Raw genomic sequence first — 18,771 nt, 5'->3', positions numbered from 1 at the left:
TATCGTACCCGCCGAGCAACTACCCAAACGCGTTCGCGGCGGCCTGCGCTTCGGCGCGAGCCTCTTCGAGTGAGTCACCCACGACGGTTACGTGACCAACCTTGCGACCGGGGCGAGGCTGCTTGCCGTAGCTGTGGATCTTCGCCGACGGATACTCCGCAAGCACCTTCTGGTAACGCACTGGCATCGGGCCCTCTTCGGGGCCGCCGAGCACGTTCACCATGACCGCTGCCGGAGCCGTCATCGACGTGTCGCCGAGCGGCAAGTCTGCGACCGCACGCAGGTGCTGCTCGAACTGGCTCGTCACCGAACCCTCAATCGAAAAGTGACCCGAATTGTGCGGGCGCATCGCGAGCTCGTTCACAAGCACTCGGCCGTCGGTTGTCTCAAACATTTCGACCGCGAGCACGCCTGTGACATCTACGCCCGAAGCAACTGCCTCACCAATGCGAGCGGCCTCGTCGAGTATTGCCTCGTTCGAAACCGGCGCGGGCGCGAGCACCTCGGCGCACACTCCGTCGCGCTGGATCGTCTCGACCACGGGCCAGTGCCGCATCTCGCCCGACGGGCGGCGTGCCACCAACTGCGACAACTCGCGGGTGAAATCGACAAGCTCTTCGACGAGCAGGAACCCACCGCGGGCATCCTCTGCGAGCGCCGTAAACCAGTCACGCACTTCGTCGGCGTTCGACACGACGCGCACGCCCTTGCCGTCGTACCCGCCTCGCGCGGTCTTCACAACGGCGCGGCCGCCATTCGCGTCAATAAACTCCTGCAGTGACGCCTCGTCTTCGACGGCAGCCCACTGCGGTACCGGCACGCCGAGCTCAGCAAGCTTCTCGCGCATCAAAATCTTGTCTTGCGCAAACTGCAGCGCGTGCGGTTTCGGGTGCACCGGCACCCCGCGGCGCTCAAGTTCTGTCAGAATCTCCTGCGGCACATGCTCGTGGTCAAAGGTCACCACGTCGACAGTCTCGGCAAACGCGTACACGGTTTCTGGGTCACGGTAGTCGCCCACCTGATCGGCTGCGCGCTTCGCGCTCATGCCCTCGGTCTCAGCGAGCACCGAAATCTCGAGTCCCAGGTGGATCGCCGGCGGCACCATCATGCGTGCAAGTTGCCCGCCGCCAATCACGCCAATGCGAATGCTGCCGTTGTCGCCCAATGCCATGCGACCATCCTACCGAGGCCGTCTCTCAAAAGAATGCGGAAGCACTACGCCGCGCAGGGTCCTCAGGTAACCCGAGCGACTTGTCGAGGCCCGTCGCGATCCACGCCGACGTCAGCAACAACACGCGACACACGAAATTGAACCAGAGCAAGAGACCCACGAAGATCGCGAAGGTCGCGAGCAGCGGGTTGCTCGAAGCTCCACCGAGCAGCGCGGCACCGAGAAACTTCAGGCCAAAGAGCGCGGCCGCGCCGAGCAAACAACCGATGAGCAAATTCCACCAGCCGATACGCACCTCTGCGAGCGCCCAGTGGATCGCCATGAGAATGAGCACGTCAAAGACGTACAGGGCGCCGTATCTCACGACCGTGCCGAGCGTGCCGAAGAACCAGTTGTCGGGGTTCGCGCCGAGCCACCCGAGCACCGTGTCTGCGATATTAGAACTCGCGACCGTGAGCGCGGCCGAGATAACAATGGCGAGTGCGAAGCAAAGCGCGAGCACAAAGTCGCGAATCTTGAGATAGACCGCGTTGCGGTACTCCTTCACTTCGAGACCAAAAATGATGCGGATCGAACGCCTGGTTCCCGTAAACCAGTTCACTGCGATCCACAGCAGAGACACTGCGGCGACGATGCTCGTCCAGTCGATTGCGCGCGTCGCGAGCAGCTCCTGCACCGATACCGCGCCGTCATCTCCGAGGAGGCCCGGAATCGACGTATTGATCTGGTCGACTATGACGTCGAGCAGCGTTTCGTGTTCGCGGAGAAAAATGCCGAATACACCGAATCCGACAAGGAGCCCCGCGAAAACCGCGAACAGCGCCTGGTAGCTCATGCCCCCGGAAAGCACGTTGCCGCCAACGTTCGTGAAGTGCGAAAACGTACGGTACGGACGCTGTCGCCTGAACCAATGCCAAAGCCGCCGCCACTTGGTGACGACGGCTGGCAATGGGCGCTCGCTCATATGGCGAGTCTAAACCTGAACCTAGTCAGTCTTGCCGGAACGGATCGCTGCCTTGACCTCAGCGATCGCCTTGGTGACCTGAATGCCACGCGGGCAAGCCTCGGTGCAGTTGAAGGTGGTGCGGCAGCGCCACACGCCCTCTTTGTCATTGAGAATGTCGAGGCGCACCTGCGCGTTGTCATCGCGCGAGTCAAAGATGAAGCGGTGCGCATTCACAATCGCTGCTGGACCGAAGTACTGACCGTCGGTCCAGAACACTGGGCACGATGAGGTGCACGCAGCACACAGGATGCACTTGGTCGTATCGTCGAAGCGCTCGCGAGCCACTACGTCTTGGATGCGCTCCTTGCCCGACTCAGGCTGCGAGTTCGCAACGAGGAACGGCTGCACCTGGCGGTACGACTCGAAGAACGGCTCCATGTCGACAATGAGATCCTTCTCAAGGGGCAGACCCTTGATTGCCTCAACGTAGATCGGCTTCGAGATATCGAGATCTTTCACGAGCGTCTTGCATGCGAGACGGTTGCGACCGTTGATGCGCATCGCATCCGAGCCACAAATACCGTGTGCGCATGAGCGACGGAATGCGAGCGTACCGTCAACGTCCCACTTGATCTTGTGGAGCGCATCGAGAATACGGTCGGTCGGGTACATCTCGACGTCAAAGTCTTCCCAGTATGCGTCGCGACCCGACTCGGGATTGTAGCGACGAATGAGGAGAGTGACCGTGAACGGCTTCGGTGCTTCCTCTACTGCGACGCCAGCTTCAGCAGTTGCGGTGCTCATGCCTAGTACTTCCTCTCAAGTGGCGGGTACCTCAACTCGCCCTGCTCATTCTTTGTGACGGTGACGGGCTTCCAGTCGAGGCGGATGTGATCCTCAGGGTTCGCCGAGTGCGGGTCGCCCGTGAGGTATGCCATCGTGTGCTGCATGTAGTTTGCGTCGTCACGATCAGGGTAATCATCGCGCATGTGACCACCGCGGCTCTCCTTGCGGTTGCGGGCCGCGTAGGTGAGCACCTCTGCGAGGTCGAGCAAGAATCCGAGCTCGATCGCCTCGAGAAGGTCGGTGTTGTAACGCATACCGCGGTCCTGGATGCCAACGTTCTTGTAGCGCTCGCGAAGGTTGTGGATCACACCAAGCACGTTCGTGAGTGACTCTTCGGTACGGAACACCTGCGCCCCGCGGTCCATGGCCTCCTGCAATTCGCGGCGGAGGTCTGCCACGCGCTCGGTACCAGTGCCGGTGCGGAAGCTTTCGACAAGCTCGCGAATCTCCTTCGCCGGATCTGCGGGGAGATCGACGAACGATGCGGTCTGTGCGAAGTCGGCTGCGGCGTTACCCGAACGCTTGCCGAAGACGTTGATGTCGAGCAGTGAGTTCGTGCCGAGTCGGTTCGAACCGTGCACGGAGACACATGCACACTCGCCAGCTGCGTAGAGGCCAGGCACAACCGTGTCGTTGTCCATGAGCACCTCTGCCTGCACGTTGGTCGGAATGCCACCCATTGCGTAGTGCGCGGTCGGGAACACGGGAACCGGCTCGACTACCGGGTCGACACCGAGGTAGGTGCGAGCGAACTCGGTGATGTCTGGGAGCTTGGTCTCAAGTACCTCTGCGCCAAGGTGGGTGCAGTCGAGGTAGACGTAATCCTTGTGTGGGCCAGCACCGCGACCATCGAGCACCTCTTGCACCATTGAACGTGCAACGATGTCACGCGGAGCGAGGTCTTTAATGGTCGGCGCGTATCGCTCCATGAAGCGTTCGCCACTTGCGTTACGCAAGATAGCACCTTCACCACGTGCACCCTCGGTCAGCAGAATGCCAAGACCCGCGAGGCCCGTCGGGTGGAACTGGTAGAACTCCATGTCTTCGAGCGGAAGACCCTTGCGCCAGATGATGCCGACACCGTCACCGGTGAGCGTGTGTGCGTTCGACGTCGTCTTGAAGATCTTGCCGAAACCGCCGGTCGCGAAGACCACCGACTTCGCCTGGAACACGTGGAGCTCGCCAGTCGCAAGCTCGTATGCGACGACACCCGCTGGCTTGCGGTCCTTGCCTTCACCCGTCATCACGAGGTCGAGCACGTAGAACTCGTTGTAGAAGTTGATGCCGAGCTTCACGCAGTTCTGGAAGAGCGTCTGCAGGATCATGTGGCCCGTGCGGTCTGCGGCGTAGCACGCGCGGCGAACCGCAGCCTTGCCGTGATCGCGTGTGTGACCACCGAAGCGACGCTGGTCGATCTTGCCCTCGGGCGTGCGGTTGAACGGAAGACCCATGTTCTCGAGGTCGATGACCGCGTCAATCGCTTCTTTCGCGAGAATCTCTGCCGCGTCTTGGTCGACGAGGTAGTCGCCACCCTTGACCGTGTCGAAGGTGTGCCACTCCCAGTTATCTTCCTCGACGTTCGCGAGGGCCGCAGCCATGCCGCCCTGCGCAGCACCGGTGTGCGAGCGGGTCGGGTACAGCTTCGTGATCACGGCGGTTTTCGCCTTCGGGCCGGCTTCAATCGCCGCGCGCATGCCGGCACCGCCAGCACCTACGATGACGACATCAAATTGGTGGTACGTCACACCGTCTTTGACGGTTACGTCCTCGCCCTCATGGGTATTCGTGGTCACAGGGTTCCTAACTTCGAAATCTTTGAGAATCTAGACGCTCGCGCTGACTACAGGGTCGAGCAGAAGGAGGCAACGAGCTCGGGGTCTGCGCCTTCAGGGCACGGATCGAAGGTGTAGATCACGAGGGTGCCAAGAATGATCAGGAGTGCTGCCGACAGGAAGAGCAGCACTCGGAACGTCTTCGCGAGGCCCGGACGGGTCACGTAGTCGTTCACGATCGTGCGCATGCCGTTTGCACCGTGGATCAAGGCGAGCCAAAGAAGCAGCGTGTCCCACACCATCCAGAAGGGGTTGGCGAGCTTGCCGCCAACGAACCCGAAGTCAATTGCACTCACGCCGTCACCGAGCATGAGGTTTGAGAACAGGTGTCCGAACACGAGCACCACGAGCAGTACGCCCGAGACTCGCATGTAGATCCAACCCCACTTTTCCCAGTTGGTGCGCTTCTTCGCGGGGGTCTGCGAGCGGGGCGCGTCAATTGTCATTGCCATAATTCCAAACCTCGCTTAGTGACCGAACACGTTCATCAGGTGACGGGGCAGGAAGCCTGCCATGGTCACAACCCAAAGCACGATCACGATCCAGAACATCGTCTTGTGGTACTTAGCGCCCTTGCTCCAGTAATCCACCAAAATGATGCGCAAACCGTTATACGCGTGGAAGACGATCGCAGCGACCAGTGCGGCCTCGCCGAGACCCATGATCGGGGTCTTGTATGTGCTCATCACCGCGTTGTACGCCTCGGGGCTCACGCGAATGAGTGCCGTATCGAGCACGTGCACGAGCAGGAAGAAGAAGATCGCAACACCGGTGATACGGTGCAACACCCACGACCACATTCCCTCATTACCGCGATAGAGCGTTCCGCCCGGTCGGGTCTTCTTTTTCGCCACCGGGGCTTCTGCGGTTTGGGCTGACACGAGTATCCTCCTTGGTCGTCACGCTACAGGCTCACATCACATTGCCAAGCGCTCGAATTGCGGGCGCGCCACATTGCTGAGAATTCACTGCGTCTTCCATTATGGCACCATTTCAATGCCGTCCCGGCACACCCCCTCCCCGCCGAATCCCGTGCATTCATCAGATGAAAACACGTAATTGCGGGTTCCCACCGGGATGCCAGTCGCCGATCCACCCCCTGGGGTAGGCTCACCACGGGGCTGTGTTTATTTCGCAAAATGTTCACTGCACGGGTTGTGGTGAGCACCCTGCCCGTGTCAACTACTCACGAGGAGTCGTCGTACGTGACTGAACCCGTAGCTGTCGTGCTCGCCGGCGGCAAGGGCCAGCGCCTGTGGCCGCTGAGCCGAAAGAATCGTCCGAAGCAGTTCGTGTCGGTCGTGAGCGAGAAGACCCTCATTCAGACCACGGTGGATCGGCTGCTCAGCGTGTTCCCCCCAGAACGCATCTACATCTCGACGACCGAGAAGTACCTGTCGGATGTGTGCGCCGCGAACATTCCGGTGCCCGAGGAAAACATTATTTTGGAGCGTCGCCCGCTCGGCCCGGCGACCGCGTTCGTGCTCGCCCACGCAGTGATGCAGCAGCTACACGGCGATAACGTGCGGGTACTCACCTGCCCGTCTGATCACTACGTACAAGACCCGGCAGAGTTCGAACGCACGATCGCCGAACTCGCTGACGGTGTGTTCGAAAACGGCGCGACCGTGACGGTGCTCGGCGCGAAGCCCACCGAACCCGACGATCGTCTCGGGTACATGCGGCTTGAGCCGACGAAGACTCCCGACTTTTTCCATGCGGTCACGCTGTCTGAGAAGCCGAGCCTTGAGGAAGCGAAAGAGCTTGGGGAGAGCGGGGTTGCGTGTTGGAACACCGCGAATTACCTCGCGAAACCGGGCGCCGTACTTGAGATTCTGCGTAGGGTGTACCCGATCCACACCGCTGAAATTGTGGCGTATGCGAAGCACTGGGTCGACGATGTTGACGAGCGCACCTATGGATACGACGGGGTGCCGCTTGAGGGGCACGAGCTCGACCCGTTCTTTATTGCGGACGCTGAGGTTGATGTGCTCGTGCGCGATTTTGGGTGGAGCGATGTGGGCACGTGGGAGCGCGTGCTGCAGGCACGGGAACAGCTTGGGCCCGAGCTTCCTGCGGCGCTGATTCCCGATTCGCGCAATATTGTGGCAATTTCGACAGACGGCCGCCCGATCGTTGCGTGCGGGGTCGAAGATCTCGTTATCGTGTCGCACGATGACGCCGTGTACGTGTTGAATCGATCGGTCGCGAGTTCGCTCGAATCGGTAAAGGAGTGGCGTGCCGCGGTTGCGGGCGCTGGAGAGGAAGGGCTGCTGTGAACGCGCAGGCGCATGGATCCACACCGATTATCGGGGGCACCCGCGAGCCGGTGCATGTCGTGCTCGTGGGCACGAAGCCCGACATCATTAAGCAGGCTCCGGTGTATCACGAGCTTGTCGCGCGGGGGCATCACGCGATCGTGTGCCACACGGGCCAGCACTACTCGCACAACCTGTCGGGGTCGATGCTCGAGGAGTTCAATATTCGTGAGAGCGTGAACCTTGGGGTGTCTGGCAGTGCGATCGACGTGACGAGCGGGGTCTCCAGGAAGCTCGCTGACTACCTCACAGAGCTTGACCGTGAGGTTGGCCCGCCAATTACTTACGCGCACGGCGACACGTCGACCGCGATGTCTGGGTCGCTCGCCGCGTTCGGGCTCGGTCAGGGGCTCGTGCACGTCGAAGCTGGCCTGCGCACCCTCTCACCCATTCGCGAGGTGCTGCATGAGTGGCACGACCGTATCGAGACGGGCTCGTTCGACTTTCAGACGTTCAAGGCGCAGCACCTCGTGCGCGCAAACTTTGGGCGCGGCAGTCGCGAGCCCTCGCCCGAGCAGTTCAATACCCGTGTCGTTGACGCTGGCGCACAGTTTCACGCGGCGCCAGTGGAGTTGAATCGCGAGTACCTACTCGAAGACGGGTTTGACCCGAAAACGATCGCGGTGGTCGGTAACTCGATCGTTGACGCGTTGCAGACCGGCATGACTGAGACGGCGGATCAGGAGCTGCTCGAGCGGTTCCCCGCGTTCGCGTCGGGTGAGTTCATCAGGTACTGCGTGCACCGCAAGGAGAACACGGAAAACCGGGCCCGCTTCACCGCGCTCATGGACGGCATGGAGGAGCTGCTCGAGGGCGGCCACTCAGTCTTGTTCATTCGCTTGAACGGCACAGAGTCGGCGATCGACCGGTTCGGGATGCGGGAGTGGTTGAACGAGCTCGAGGCCCGGCACGGTGACCGGCTCATTTCGACGCCGGTGTGGGACAACTACTCGCACGTGCTCGCGGCGATGCAGCGGTGTGCGCTGATCGCCACCGATTCCGGGAGCATCCAGGAAGAAGTGAACGTGCTCGGGGTGCCATGTGTGACGCTGCGCTTCGGGTCCGACCGCGGCGAGTCGCTCCTTGCTGGCGGCAACTTCCTGGCCCCGCCGACGCGTGGAGATCTGATCGCTGAGGTGATCCGCCAGGTATTCGCGCACCGCGGCGAGATCTCGTGGGAGCGCATCTACCCCGAGAACGCGTCGACGATGCTGGTCGAAGAGGTCGAGGCGAGGCTCGATGGGTCGGGGCTGCTGCCCTCGTCAGAAGAGTGGCGTTACGGGCTCTAGCCAAGCTTTTCGGGCAGCACGCGGTAGTCGAGTTCGACTTCAGCGCCGCTCACGCCCGATCCACGGCGCACCTCGGCGGTGCACATGAGCAGCGACTGCGTCGGGTACCCATGCACGGTGTTGTCGCGCACGATTGCACGGTCGTCATCTGGGTGCAGGTCGGTTGTGCGGTCGAGCAGCGCGATCCACTTTGCCCGCCAACTCTCGTCAGCGAGCCCCTCGAGCGCGCGAAACTCAGGCAGCCAGCGAGCGATGCGCGCGGTCGTCGGATCATTAACCTCGTGGTGCGCGATCATGTGCACGCCAGGCTCGAGGTCAGTTCGGGTGACACGCGCGCCGTCCCAGGTCGTGACGCGGGCGGTGGATCCACTCACCTCAACAAGATTGAACGCACCAGTGCCGGGGTGGTCACTCACCGGCAGCCCCTGAGCCGCGGCGAGCACGATCGAACCGCGCGACCGCAGGCCCGACGTTGCCGGGGTCGCGTGCGAGAACCGCAGCGTGAGCTCGTCAGCGTGCGTGCCGGCACCGTGAGTGGGCCCGCCGGGAGCACGGTTCAGCAGCACCGCAAGTGTGCCGCGACCGGGCGACGCCGCAAGCCACGCGCCGTTCGCGAGCCGGTCTCGCACCCCGATCACACCGGGAAGCTCGGGCCACCACTGCCCCGGTGGATCCCACGGCCGATTTCGGTCTTCGTCGCGCACCGCGAGCATGCGCGTGGCCCGTGAAGAATCACGCGGCACCTCAATGATTGCGGTGCACATGCGGCTCCATTCGTAAATAGCCGCCCACTGCGGCGGGTTCAGATGGGAAGATACCAGGTATGAACATCGTACTCGGGGTGACTGGTGGAATTGCGGCGTACAAGGCGGTCTCGCTTGCAAGGTTGCTTGTGCTCGCCGGGCACGAGCTGCATGTCGTGCCGACCGCAGATGCGCTGCGTTTCGTTGGACTGCCGACCTGGGAGGCCATTAGCCGCAACCCGGTCACGACTTCCGTGCACGACGATGTGCCCGAGGTACGTCACGTGCGGCTCGGGCAGCAGGCCGACCTGGTGATCGTCGCGCCCGCGACCGCGAACACGATCGCCCGCATGGCGACCGGCATCGCCGACGACCTGCTCGGCACGACGCTGCTCGCGACCCAGGCCACGGTGCTCGTCGCGCCAGCGATGCACACCGAGATGTGGGAGCACCCGGCGACCCAGGCGAATGTGCAGGTGCTGCGCGAGCGCGGTATCGAGTTCATCGGTCCCGAATCAGGGCAGCTCACGGGCGCCGACAGTGGGCCGGGGCGCATGAGCGAGCCCGAGGCAATCGCCGAGGCGGTGGATCGCATCTTGACCGAAAGCGATCTCGAAACGCCCGCCCCAGACCTCGAGGGTATTCGGGTGCTTGTTAGCGCCGGTGGCACGCGCGAACCCATCGATCCCGTGCGATACATCGGCAACCGGTCGAGTGGCCGGCAGGGTGTCGCGCTCGCTGCGGCCGCGGCGGCCCGGGGTGCAGATGTGGTGCTCGTGAGTGCAAACATCGAGCAGAGCGTGCTTGATGATGCGATCCACCCTCGCGTTCGCATCGAGCCGGTTGGCACCGCGACCGAGATGCAAGGTGTTGTCGAGCGAGAGGTCGCGAGTGCCGACATTGTGATCATGGCGGCGGCGGTCTCCGACTATCGCGTCGCCAAAGTCGCAGATGGCAAGCTGCGTAAGGAAAACTCCCGGGGCAAGGGCATGTCGATCGCGCTCACCGAGAATCCAGACATTCTCGCTGGGCTCGTGCAGGAGCACCGCCGGTCGGGGCTGACAATCGTCGGGTTTGCTGCTGAAACTGTTGCGAGCGAAGAAGAGCTCGTCGAGCGCGGCAAGCGCAAGCGCGCGCGCAAGGGTGTGGATCTACTCGCCGTCAACGCCGTCGGCTGGAACGAGGGCTTTGAGGCGGGCGACAACTCACTCATCTTTATTGATGCGAGCGACTCTGTGACGGGTGCCGTGCAGGGCAGCAAGCGCGAGGTCGCCGATGCGCTGCTCACCGAGGTGCTGCGAGCCAGAGGCAACGAACCCTTGTAGACTGACCGGGTGACTGAGCGTGTATTAATTAAGGATCTGGCCGCCCGCGAAGACGGCCTCGTACGAGTTTCTGGTTGGGTCGAAAAGGTGCGCGACCAGCGCTACGTGCAGTTCGTCGTGCTCCGCGACGAGAGTGGCGCGGTGCAGCTGGTGAACGGCGGCGTGCTGCGCGAGCCCGATCCCGAGAATCCACGCTCTGACATTCTCGTGCCCCGCACGACTACGATCTCCGAACTCACTCACGGCACCTTTATTACCGTGACCGGTGAGCTGCAGCACAACGAGCGTGTGAAGCTCGGCGGCGTTGAGATCCAGATCGAAACGATTGATGTGGTCGCGGCCGCGCTGCCCGACAACCCGGTCGCCGACGATTCGAACATCGACGTGCGCCTTGACTGGCGGTTCCTCGATCTCCGCCGCCCCGAGCAGAATCTCGTGTTCCGGGTGCAGACGACGTTCTTGCACGCGCTGCGCCAGGTGTGGGTAGATAGGGGCTTCATCGAGATCCAAACTCCGAAGCTCATGGCTTCTGCGTCTGAGTCACGCGCAGAACTCTTCGAGGTTGAGTACTTCGAGGGCAAGGCGTTCCTCGCGCAGAGCCCGCAATTCTTCAAGCAGATGGCGCAGGCGGCTGGTTTCGGCGGCATCTTTGAGGTCGGACCGGCATTCCGCGCCGATCCATCATTCACTTCTCGCCACGCAACCGAGTTCACATCGGTCGATGCCGAGATGAGCTGGATCGACTCGCACGAAGACGTCATGGAGCTGCACGAGGAGCTCATGGTCGCTGGCCTCACCGCGGTCAAGGAGAAGCACGGCGAAGAGATCAAGAAGTTCTTCAATGTCGAACTTGAGGTTCCGGCCCGCCCCTTCCCGCGTATCCCGCTCGCCGAGGCGAAGGAGATCGTGAAGGCCGAGGGCTACGAGGTTCCCCGCGCCGACGCCGATATGGATCCCGAGGGCGAACGTCGCATCTCGGCACACGTCAAGAAGAAGTACGGACACGACTTCGTGTTCCTCACCGACTATGACGCGTCGATCCGCCCGTTCTACCACATGCGGCACGCCGACAACCCGCAGCTCACGAACAGCTACGACCTCATCTACAACGGCACCGAGATCTCCACGGGCGCGCAGCGCGAGCACCGCATTGACGTACTCGAGGCGCAGGCCGTTGAGAAGGGCATGGATCCGAAGGAGCTCGGGTTCTACCTCGACTTCTTCCGCTACGGCGTTCCGACGCACGGCGGATTCGGAATGGGCCTCAACCGCGTGCTTATGCTCATGCTGAAGCAGTCGTCGATCCGCGAGACCACCTACCTGTTCCGCGGCCCGAACCGTCTGCTGCCGTAATGACTGCGGCTGACCTGGCTGGTGCCGAGCGCCCGGTGGCTCTTGTCACCGGCGCGACCGGGGCATGGGTGTCGAGATTGTGCGCGACCTCAGCCGCACGCACCGCGTGATTGCGACGGGTCGCCGCGCTTCGGCACTCGAGGAACTGGCTACCGAGACAGGTTGTGACACGCTCGTCGCCGAGGTCACCGACGAGGAAGCGTTTGCGGCCGCGATTGCGGGGCTTTCGCGCCTCGATGTGCTCGTGCACACGGCCGCGATCGGCGACCACCTCTCGGTCGGCGACGCAACCCGTGCCGACTGGGACGCGCAGCTCACCACCAACGTCGTCGGCCCCGCGCTCATCACCCGCGTTGCGCTCCCGCTCATTCGCGAAGCCGAGGGAACAATTATCTTCATTGGCTCGGGCGCTGGCACGAAGGCTGTTCCTGGAAGCGCGATCTATTCGGCGAGCAAGCACGCGCTTCGTGCTGTCGCTGACGTGCTGCGGATCGACGAGGAGCCACACCGCGTGCGCGTCGTCACGCTCGCTCCCGGGCAGACCGACACCCCTATGCTGCGCAACCATAGCAAGCCCGGGTCGTATACGCCCGAGCGCTATATCAAGCCGTCGACGGTCGCCGCGACCGTGCGGTTCGTGATCGACGCGCCGGCCGATACCCAGATCACCGACATTGCGGTGCGCCCGCGGCAGGAGATCGCGAGGATCTAGCGTCTACTCGCCCGTAAAGAGCAGTGCGGCGAGTGGCTCGCCAGCGGCTATGCGTTCGAGGAGCGCTGGCTCTGCCGCGTCTGACTCAAGTGCCGCATCGATTACCGCTGCGAGCGCTTCATCGCTCGCGACGAGTACCCCGTTGCGGTCTCCGAGCACCCAATCACCCGGTGTGACGATGACACCGTCTATGTTCACTGGCACATCGTACTTCGAATGTCCTGACGCGTGACGCTTCGTCGTCAAGCTGGTGCTTCCACGAGCAAACACGGGCACCCGGCGCTGGGCCTCTCGCTCCGCAGTTAGGTCGTCGAGATCGGTCACGAGCCCATTGACGACAACGCCCGCGGCACCGACCGCCCGGAGCGCAGCGATTGTGACGGCTCCGACACACGCGTGCTGGTCTGTAGCTCCCATATCGATGACAAGCACGTCACCCTCATTCAGGCCAAGGATCGCGCGGTTCACTGCGGCCGCGTCGGCGTCGGGAATCTGGACTGTCCTCGCCCGGCCGACTGTGGTCATACCCGGGGCAATAGCGCGCACCCCTGGAGACGGGAGAAAGCCCTCCTCCAGGAAGTGTCCGAGTGTAGGAAACTCTACGCGCCGGAGTTTCGACTCGAGAGACTCTGCCGCCATGCCGCCTAGCCTCCTGCTGCCATCGACAGGTCAGGGAGCCAGGTCACGATGCTCGGGAACGCGAACAGCACCGCGATGATCGCGACGTCGGCGATGTAGAACGGAATCACGCCCTTAAACACCTCGTGCACACCTAACCCTCTCGTGGTGCCGGCTGTGACGAAGACGTTCATACCGATCGGCGGAGTAATCATGCCAAGCTCAATGAGCTTCACGATAAGAATTCCGAGCCAGATGCCGTTGAACCCGAGATCCATGATCGGCTGGTACACAAGCGGCACGGTGATCACGAGCAGAGAGATCGAGTCGAGGAACATACCACCTGGGATGAGAATCAGCAGGAGGAAGATCACCGTAAGTTCTGGCGGTACGGGCAGGCCCACCACGAGCTGGGACAGCGCGGTCGGTACTCCTGCAACGACTAGGAAGTAGGAGAAGATGCCTGCACCGACAAGAATCATGAAGATCATCGCATTGAGCGAGACGGTCTCGGTGAACGCCTTGCCGAGGTTGCGGAACATGACACGCGGCTTCTTGATGTACTGGCCCACGAGCAAAAGAAGTGCGACCACCGCACCAACTGCGGCCGATTCGCTCGGTGTGAATACGCCCGAGTAAATGCCTCCCATAACGACGAGGAAGATGAGGCCGATTGCGATCAGCGCGCCTGTAACAGACGCCGGGCTGATCTTCACCGTGGCAGCTTCTTCGACCTCAAAGGTCTGTCCCTTAGCGATAGCGAGCTCCTGGCGCCGGCGCATATCGCTGCCATCGATGAGTGCGGGCTTGCGCCATGCTCGGTAGAGCGAGAAGCCCCGAGCATTAGGGCCGAGAGTACACCAGGAATAATGCCAGCGAGTAGCAGGTTACCCACTGACTCCCCTGTCACCGCACCGTACAGGACCAGGATGATGCTCGGGGGAATGAGCACCGCGAGTGAACCAGAAACGGCCACCGAGGCCGCAGCAAAACTGCGGTTGTAACCGTGACGCACCATCTCGCTAATGGCAAGCTTACCGATCGTTCCAACGCTCGCGAGGCTCGAGCCCGACACTGCCCCGAAGCCAGCGGAGGCAAAGATTGTCGCAACAGCGAGGCCTCCGGGAAGCTTTTTCAAGACTTTCGCCGCGACGGCAAAGAGTTGTTCGGCTATACCGCTATTGAGCGTGAGCATACCCATGAGTATGAACATCGGAACAACGACAAGGTTCGACTTGCCGACGGCAGTATATGTGGTGCCGGCGATAACGCTACCGACAATGTCGCCGCCTGAGATGAGTACGAGGCCCACGATGCCGGTACTGGCCAACGAGAACGCGACCGGGACGCCCGAAAGCAGCAAAAACAGGAGAAGCGCAAGCGCTACGAGGACTGGGATGGTTTCCATGGTGTGTTTCGATCCTTACCACTCAGTAATCGCTCGAAGCGGATGAGACGACGAATGTTGGCTCTTTCGCGAATGCTTGTCGAACAGAGTCGTACAGTCTCGGGATCGCCTCAAGGAAGTAAGCGGCGAGGCCCACGGCGATCGCGATGCGGCCCGGCCATACAGGAATCTTTACGAGACCGAACCGTACTTCATCGACCTCGATCGATTCGAGGGCGCGCCCCGTGGTCACCCACACCATCCATGCGAGCAGAAGAAGTACGACGAGCATCGCAAGCGAGTTGATAATAGCCGCCACCCGAGGTGGCAGCTTCTCGAGCACAAGCGTGACGCGCACGTGGGCCCCGCGATATTCGGTGAACGCGATTCCTAAGAACACGGCCATGACCATGAGCACCTCACCGGCCTCGGTAACCCCTGGAATCGGGGCACCGGTGAAGTATCGGCGGGCGACGTCAGCGACGGTCGCCACCATCATAAATACGATCACGAGCACGGCAATGATGCCGAAGGTGCGTGAGATGACGTGTATGGATCGTCGTAACACTCCTTCACGCACCTGAGTCGTAGGTTCTGTCATTGTTCACTCTCTATCTTGCGGGGCCTCACGGCACTGAGATCCTGCGTGTTAGCGCACTGCGCAGCGCTGGAGCGCGGGCTCGTAGCTCGCGTCAGCCTCGTGGGTTTCGAGCGCAGACATGTAGTCCTCGTAGAACGACTCTGCGTCAACACCCGCACCCGAGCTGTTCACTGCCTGCATCCACGATTCCTTCACCTGGTCCTTCGTGCGATCCGCCCAGTCGTCAGCCTCTGCTTCATCGAGAATGGTGATCGTGCCGCCAGCGTCGAGAAGCTTGTCACACGCTGCATCTTCGTGCTCGTAGAGAGTTTCGAGGTAGGTGTCGAGGTAGCCGTCACTCACTTCGGTGATTGCTCCCTGCAGGTCTGCGGGAAGTTCGTCCCAGAGACGCTTATTGATGACGTTCATGGTCAGGGCGTAGTTGCCCGAGCGTAGGTCCATGAAGTGCGGCGCGACCTCTTGGTAGTCGCGGTCGGTAAGGATATCGAACGATCCACCCGAGGTGCCGTCAATAACTCCGCGCTGCAGCGACTCGTACACCTCGCTCTGCGAGATTGCGACCGGGGTCATGCCAGCTTCCTGAAACGCCTCAGCCGAGAAGCCGATAGCACGGATCTTGCGTCCGTCGAGGTCGTCGAGGTTTTCTGCCGGGTCCTTGAGCGCGACGGCGTTCGGTGGGACTGGTGCCCAAATGAGCACATGCACGCCCTGGTTTTCCCACTCCTGCTTAAACGCTTCGTTCTCGGCATAGAGATCCTTGAAAGCGTGCCCCTGTGCTTCTGGGCTGCTCGTCGCGAACGGGAGGCCCGCGATATTCGTCAGCGGAAGCTCATTCGGGTAATAAGCATCGGCAATGTAGCCAAGGTCAGCGCGCCCGTCACCGACGCCCTGGAGCGTCTCGGCGCCCGGAAGCAGGCCCTCTTGGAAGAAGAACTCAATCTTCACCCGTCCGTCAGTTGCTTCCTCAACCTGCTCTGCCCACTTGCCGGTCGCGACAGCCTCAGCTGCCCCTGGTGGTTGGTACGAGGCAAGCTTTAGGTTGTATACCTTGTCGCTATCTTCAGCGGCATCGCCGCCCCCTCCGCCGGTGCAGCCGGTGAGCGCTAGAGCTGCTGCCGAGAGCACCGCTATTGGCACGAATCGTTTCTTCATCATTGAGGTGAGCCTTCCTGCTGAGGTCCATCGTCGGTACCGTCTCGCAATACCGGGCAGGAGCTTTCGTGCGCCCTACCCTAGCTACCCACTATTGACTGGCATCTCGGGGCGGGCAAGCCGCGAGAGCACAGGCTTCACCTACGAAAATTGGGCATCTGCACATTAGCCGAGCCAAGCCACTACTACACGCGCCGATTCGGCAGGTACTCTTAGGTCGATTCCCGTGAGCTCCCCGAAGCGACGCAGCCTGTTGAGCACGGTGTTGCGGTGAGCAAAAAGTTCGCTGCTAGTTTTAGCGATGCTTCCCGTGTTGAGGAACACCTCGACCGTCTCGCGGATACGAAACCGCTCGTCTTCGCTCCGCGCCCCTCAAGCATTATGTCGAGTTCTTCGGCAATGAGGAATCCTGATTTTTCAAAGTGTGTGCGGCTCAGCCTAGGCCACGCCGCTTCGAACGAAAGCGGCGCATTATCGTTTTGGGTGAGGTGATCGGCCAGAAACCTCGCTCGTTCTGATGCGGCAGCAACACCGCCAAGATCTCCGCTCATGGAGATTCCGCACGGAAATGCTGAGAGCTCGGCAGGTAGAGCGGGACCTTCCGCGAGCTCCGTCACCGAGATCGGCCAGAAAAGGTAAGTGTGCGATGCAGTCTCGTGCAGAAAGCGCAGTGGATCGCGCCCGACAGTCCTCATGCTCTCGGTCGGCCTACCGCTTACCGCAAGGATCCCGTATGGGGTATCAATCGGAGCCCGAAAGATTGACGCGAACCTGTTCTGAGCCATGGGTGTCTGCCCCTCAGGCGTGAACATGGCCGAGATGAACTCCTGTCTGATGCTCACCTCTGTCCGCGCCTCCCGCATGCGAACCGCCACATAGCTTGAGTAACAGGCGACCGCGTACTGATCGAGCACTGTCCATACAAGTTCGACCCGGGTCATGAGCATGGGCAGCAGCTCCGGACCGGCCAGTTCGGTCAGTTTTGACCAGATCACCGGAAAGTTCAGTCGCACGGCAGTCGTGAGCCCCTCCGAAGGAACGCCCTGCGACGCGCGCCGCTCACCGAGCTCACGAGCGTAACGTTCGACTCGAGGGAACAGCGTCGGGTCAGCCAAGGCAGCTGTCACGAGCCCCAATGATTCAACCGCCGCAGAGTGCAGCTCTTCGATTCCAACAGCACCACCGCTGTACGAGGGTATGTCGGTAACCCGTTCTACAAAGTCGTCCGCAAGTTCATTTACTGCGGCCCCGAGCTGCTCCATGAGCGAACGCCATACCTTGGTCTCATCCGAATCCAAACCTGACTCAGTGTGCATGAGCACATTCTATGCCGTCGAATTCGCGACGTTAGCCCGGCGACTTCGCTTCGGGAAGATGGAACGATTGCCAGTACGACGGTGTGATCGAGCGCACCGCTTCCTCCGCACGGAAAGGCTCCTGAGAATGGCCCATAGCGCCGGTCACCTGATCGTCAAGCAACTGACTGCGTCGGGTATTGAACGAGTTTACAGCGTGCCCGGGGAAAGCTTCCTCGATGTGCTGGACGGGCTCTACGATTCGGACATTACGAACGTCGTTGCCCGCCACGAAGGTGGAGCAGCGTTCATGGCGCTCGCCGAGGGCCGCCTCACGGGAAAGCCCGGAATTGCGCTTGTCACCCGAGGCCCGGGGGCTGCAAATGCCCAAATCGCTATCCACACTGCGTACCAAGATCAGACGCCGCTTGTCCTCATGATCGGGCTGGTTCCCGTTGCGGACCGCAATCGTGAGTCCTTCCAGGAGTTTGATCCACATGCTTGGTTCGGCTCCACCGCGAAGAAGGTCGTGATACTCGACGACGCCGACTCCGCTGCGGAGCTCGTCGACGATGCGCTCTTCACTGCGGCGTCAGGCAGGCCCGGACCGGTGGTAATCGGACTTCCCGAAGACGTACTCACGCATCTCACTGAGCAAGAGCCAGTGAGACCGCGCCCAGCTGCGTCGCCAGCACCGGGCACCGCCCAAATGGCCGAGCTTAAGGCGCTTCTCGACCGTGCCGAACGCCCACTGTTCGTTCTCGGAGGAGACGGCTGGCGCGACGGCACAGGGCCAGCTCTCGCTGAGTGGGCTGCAGCTGCACACGTCCCCGTCACCACCGACTTTCGGGCGTACGACGCGATACCTCACGCCTCGAGCTCATACGTGGGGAGTCTCGGGTATGGCCGCAGCGATGCGCTGGCTCGCAGGTTTGACGAAGCAGACCTACTCGTATTTGTTGGAGCGGTACGCTCGGACGTGCTGAGTGACGGGTACCGCATTGGCTTCGGAGCGACTACCGTCGTCGTCTCGCCCGATGCGTCTCTGCTTGGGCACTCGGGGCGCGTCGATCTGCAGATCGTCAGCACGCCCGCCAATTTTGTGCCCCTGCTCCCCCGCGCGCAGGAGCCCTGACCGACTGGTGCTCCGAGGCCCGTGACGAGCACCTTGAGTTTCGCACCC

General features: G+C 61.7%; 19 protein-coding genes and 1 pseudogene. 6 read left to right on the top strand and 14 right to left on the bottom strand.

The window, feature by feature from the left end:
* Positions 1 to 19: 19 nt before the first annotated feature.
* Genes H9L06_RS09060 through sdhC form a run of 6 tightly spaced genes read right to left on the bottom strand, consistent with a single transcriptional unit; the run spans position 20 to position 5,595 of the window.
* Positions 20 to 1,171, bottom strand: coding sequence for a 5-(carboxyamino)imidazole ribonucleotide synthase (locus tag H9L06_RS09060; protein WP_187554873.1), 1,152 nt, complete (start codon positions 1,169 to 1,171; stop codon positions 20 to 22).
* Between the two features lie 25 nt (positions 1,172 to 1,196).
* Positions 1,197 to 2,135, bottom strand: coding sequence for a YihY/virulence factor BrkB family protein (locus H9L06_RS09055; RefSeq protein WP_187554872.1), 939 nt, complete (start codon positions 2,133 to 2,135; stop codon positions 1,197 to 1,199).
* Positions 2,136 to 2,156: 21 nt separating this feature from the next.
* Positions 2,157 to 2,921 (bottom strand): succinate dehydrogenase iron-sulfur subunit, encoded by a 765-nt coding sequence (locus H9L06_RS09050; RefSeq protein ID WP_187554871.1) that lies wholly within the window; start codon positions 2,919 to 2,921, stop codon positions 2,157 to 2,159.
* Positions 2,922 to 2,923: 2 nt separating this feature from the next.
* Positions 2,924 to 4,756 carry a succinate dehydrogenase flavoprotein subunit gene (sdhA, locus tag H9L06_RS09045; protein WP_187554870.1) on the bottom strand — a complete coding sequence of 611 codons (1,833 nt, stop codon included), beginning with the start codon at positions 4,754 to 4,756 and terminating at the stop codon, positions 2,924 to 2,926.
* 47 nt (positions 4,757 to 4,803) lie between these two features.
* On the bottom strand, positions 4,804 to 5,247 hold the full coding sequence (locus H9L06_RS09040) for a succinate dehydrogenase hydrophobic membrane anchor subunit (RefSeq protein ID WP_187554869.1): 444 nt from the start codon (positions 5,245 to 5,247) through the stop codon (positions 4,804 to 4,806).
* 15 nt (positions 5,248 to 5,262) lie between these two features.
* The gene (gene sdhC / locus H9L06_RS09035) at positions 5,263 to 5,595 is read right to left on the bottom strand and encodes a succinate dehydrogenase, cytochrome b556 subunit (protein ID WP_246454539.1); all 333 of its coding nucleotides are present in this window, start codon (positions 5,593 to 5,595) and stop codon (positions 5,263 to 5,265) included.
* Between the two features lie 405 nt (positions 5,596 to 6,000).
* On the opposite strand from sdhC, the gene H9L06_RS09030 reads away from it, so the two are divergent.
* Positions 6,001 to 7,074 carry a sugar phosphate nucleotidyltransferase gene (locus H9L06_RS09030; protein WP_187554868.1) on the top strand — a complete coding sequence of 358 codons (1,074 nt, stop codon included), beginning with the start codon at positions 6,001 to 6,003 and terminating at the stop codon, positions 7,072 to 7,074.
* A complete protein-coding gene (locus H9L06_RS09025) occupies positions 7,071 to 8,402 on the top strand; it encodes a UDP-N-acetyl glucosamine 2-epimerase (RefSeq protein ID WP_187554867.1) in 1,332 nt (443 codons plus the stop codon). Before H9L06_RS09030 ends, H9L06_RS09025 begins: the two co-directional genes overlap by 4 nt.
* On the opposite strand, the gene H9L06_RS09020 is transcribed toward H9L06_RS09025, so the two are convergent.
* A complete protein-coding gene (locus H9L06_RS09020) occupies positions 8,399 to 9,166 on the bottom strand; it encodes an NRDE family protein (RefSeq protein WP_187554866.1) in 768 nt (255 codons plus the stop codon). The genes H9L06_RS09025 and H9L06_RS09020 overlap by 4 nt on opposite strands.
* 59 nt (positions 9,167 to 9,225) lie before the next feature.
* Here H9L06_RS09020 and coaBC point away from each other — a divergent pair, with 59 nt between their 5' ends.
* The 3 genes from coaBC to H9L06_RS09005 all read left to right on the top strand — a co-directional run bounded on the left by coaBC (position 9,226) and on the right by H9L06_RS09005 (position 12,535).
* Positions 9,226 to 10,470 (top strand): bifunctional phosphopantothenoylcysteine decarboxylase/phosphopantothenate--cysteine ligase CoaBC, encoded by a 1,245-nt coding sequence (gene coaBC, locus H9L06_RS09015; protein ID WP_187554865.1) that lies wholly within the window; start codon positions 9,226 to 9,228, stop codon positions 10,468 to 10,470.
* Positions 10,471 to 10,479: 9 nt separating this feature from the next.
* Positions 10,480 to 11,823 carry an aspartate--tRNA(Asn) ligase gene (gene aspS, locus H9L06_RS09010; protein ID WP_187554864.1) on the top strand — a complete coding sequence of 448 codons (1,344 nt, stop codon included), beginning with the start codon at positions 10,480 to 10,482 and terminating at the stop codon, positions 11,821 to 11,823.
* Between the two features lie 64 nt (positions 11,824 to 11,887).
* The gene (locus tag H9L06_RS09005) at positions 11,888 to 12,535 is read left to right on the top strand and encodes an SDR family oxidoreductase (RefSeq protein ID WP_187554863.1); all 648 of its coding nucleotides are present in this window, start codon (positions 11,888 to 11,890) and stop codon (positions 12,533 to 12,535) included.
* Positions 12,536 to 12,538: 3 nt separating this feature from the next.
* On the opposite strand, the gene H9L06_RS09000 is transcribed toward H9L06_RS09005, so the two are convergent.
* The 7 genes and pseudogenes from H9L06_RS09000 to H9L06_RS12080 all read right to left on the bottom strand — a co-directional run.
* A complete protein-coding gene (locus tag H9L06_RS09000; RefSeq protein ID WP_187554862.1) occupies positions 12,539 to 13,174 on the bottom strand; it encodes an RraA family protein in 636 nt (211 codons plus the stop codon).
* Between the two features lie 5 nt (positions 13,175 to 13,179).
* Positions 13,180 to 13,935, bottom strand: coding sequence for a TRAP transporter large permease subunit (locus H9L06_RS11920; protein ID WP_187554861.1), 756 nt, complete (start codon positions 13,933 to 13,935; stop codon positions 13,180 to 13,182).
* Positions 13,866 to 14,561, bottom strand: a complete 696-nt coding sequence (locus H9L06_RS11915; protein WP_187554860.1) for a TRAP transporter large permease subunit — start codon at positions 14,559 to 14,561, stop codon at positions 13,866 to 13,868. The genes H9L06_RS11920 and H9L06_RS11915 overlap by 70 nt, the downstream gene beginning before the upstream one ends.
* A gap of 22 nt (positions 14,562 to 14,583) precedes the next feature.
* The gene (locus H9L06_RS08985; RefSeq protein WP_187554859.1) at positions 14,584 to 15,141 is read right to left on the bottom strand and encodes a TRAP transporter small permease subunit; all 558 of its coding nucleotides are present in this window, start codon (positions 15,139 to 15,141) and stop codon (positions 14,584 to 14,586) included.
* A gap of 48 nt (positions 15,142 to 15,189) precedes the next feature.
* Positions 15,190 to 16,296, bottom strand: a complete 1,107-nt coding sequence (locus tag H9L06_RS08980; RefSeq protein WP_187554858.1) for a C4-dicarboxylate TRAP transporter substrate-binding protein — start codon at positions 16,294 to 16,296, stop codon at positions 15,190 to 15,192.
* Between the two features lie 162 nt (positions 16,297 to 16,458).
* Entirely contained in the window at positions 16,459 to 16,617 is a 159-nt protein-coding gene (locus H9L06_RS08975) for a helix-turn-helix domain-containing protein (RefSeq protein ID WP_187554857.1), read from the bottom strand.
* Positions 16,618 to 17,195: 578 nt separating this feature from the next.
* Positions 17,196 to 17,555, bottom strand: a pseudogene (locus H9L06_RS12080) (RsbRD N-terminal domain-containing protein); the annotation flags it as partial.
* 181 nt (positions 17,556 to 17,736) lie between these two features.
* On the opposite strand from H9L06_RS12080, the gene H9L06_RS11980 reads away from it, so the two are divergent.
* On the top strand, positions 17,737 to 18,723 hold the full coding sequence (locus H9L06_RS11980; protein ID WP_343069240.1) for a thiamine pyrophosphate-binding protein: 987 nt from the start codon (positions 17,737 to 17,739) through the stop codon (positions 18,721 to 18,723).
* Positions 18,724 to 18,771 lie beyond the last annotated feature (48 nt).

Source organism: Leucobacter denitrificans, assembly GCF_014396385.1.
GTDB lineage: Bacteria > Actinomycetota > Actinomycetes > Actinomycetales > Microbacteriaceae > Leucobacter > Leucobacter denitrificans.
The sequence above is the reverse complement of the archived record's forward strand: the minus strand, read 5'-3'. Positions and strand labels throughout refer to the sequence as shown.